The sequence below is a fragment of the Okeania sp. SIO2B9 genome (assembly GCF_010672505.1).
In the GTDB taxonomy this organism is placed as follows: Bacteria; Cyanobacteriota; Cyanobacteriia; order Cyanobacteriales; family Microcoleaceae; genus Okeania; species Okeania hirsuta.
The window spans coordinates 1-1,459 of sequence record NZ_JAAHGK010001595.1; the positions used below are offsets into that span (position 1 = coordinate 1).

The following is a 1,459-nucleotide window of genomic DNA, read 5'->3' on the forward strand; positions in this document are numbered from 1 at the left end:
CTGTTTCTGATACCTCTAAATATCTAACCAGAGTAAGTGATGGTATCAGAAACAGATTACTCTTAAAGTTTCATCTCTTGATTTACCAACGCCGTTTTAGCTGTGTCAGTCTACTACTGAACTTATCAATTAAGTATGATATTCCCTGTGATACTCTCAATATAAAAAAGAAACGTTAGTTATAATAAAAAAACTTATGAGACAATGTAGACAAATACAACAACTTCTCAGTACCTTCAGGGCAGTCGTCTCCCGCTTGATCATTTTTGTGGTGGTAGTTTGTAACCTGCTGATGATATTTACCTCCTCCCCTACCCCAATGGCAACAGCCTCGCCAGGAGATAGTGTAATGTTAGCGCAAACTTTACAACCTTCAGAAGCCAGCAAAAAAACAGATGAGGCAATTATTCAAGATGTGGATGGTACAACACTTATACGCGAATATATCAGTAAGGCTAGGAAAGGAAGTATTTCTTCTGTCTTCACTATCTTCTTTTTGACTCTTGGGCCACTCAAAATTGTACCTATTTTTGTGAGTCTGACTGCTAATGCTGATGATACACTCCGAAAGAAAATGGCATTTCGTGGGTTTTGGATTTCGACCTTAGTTGTGATGTTGATTTCCCTTGTCGGTATAGAAATAGTGGACAAATATGGAATCCCTATTTCTGCTCTAATGATGGCAGCAGGAATTGTGCTGTTTTTAGTCTCACTAGGAATCATAATGACTCAGTATGGCTCGGCTGCTCCCCCTCCATCTTCTCCAGAAAATCCATCCCTTGATTTAGTTGTTACTCCCCTAATTTTTCCTACAATCTTAACCCCCTATGGAATTGCCATAGTTATGCTCATCATGTCCATTCTGAAGAAAGTAATAGGCCATGAAGTTTTGGTTTTGGGATTGTTAATGGTGATTATGGTACTCAACCTATTAAGTATGCTTTATGCCCGTCAAATTCTCAAGGTGTTGAAGCCATCAATTCTCAAAGTTGTAGGACTGGTGTTAGGAATGGTTCAGCTTTCTCTAGGTATTACCTGGATATTTACAGCCATTAGAATGGAAGTTTTAGTAATTCGATCGCTTTTGACATCCTAACCAAGAAATAATATCAAATTCAGTAGGGTGCATTAATGAAATGTAACCCACCTTACTAGACTACTGATAATTGATAACTGAAAAGAAGGCGATCGCTCTATGATTCCAAAAGAAAAACCAAAACAAAAAAATCAAGTATTTTTCCAAAAATTATTCCTGGAATACTGACGCATTCGTTCAATAACTTCGGGATATTTATCCATATATTCTAATGATTTTAAAGGTGGATAAACTACTCTATCTTTCCTTTGATTTACTTGATAAATGTAAGCAGAAAAAGCCTCTTCATCATCTTGATTAGATAAAACATAATTTTTAACTCTTGAGAAGTCATAGTTTTAAAATCAGGTTTTTTATTCATTT

General features: G+C 36.2%; 1 protein-coding gene and 1 pseudogene. One reads left to right on the forward strand and one right to left on the reverse strand.

Annotated elements, in window-relative coordinates:
- Window positions 1-196 precede the first annotated feature (196 nt).
- Window positions 197-1,096 (forward strand): MarC family protein, encoded by a 900-nt coding sequence (locus F6K13_RS32950; RefSeq protein WP_124146045.1) that lies wholly within the window; start codon window positions 197-199, stop codon window positions 1,094-1,096.
- A 131-nt stretch (window positions 1,097-1,227) separates the two neighbouring features.
- Here F6K13_RS32950 and F6K13_RS35930 read toward each other — a convergent pair.
- A pseudogene (locus F6K13_RS35930) lies at window positions 1,228-1,401 on the reverse strand (hypothetical protein); the annotation flags it as partial.
- Between the last annotated feature and the right edge of the window lie 58 nt (window positions 1,402-1,459).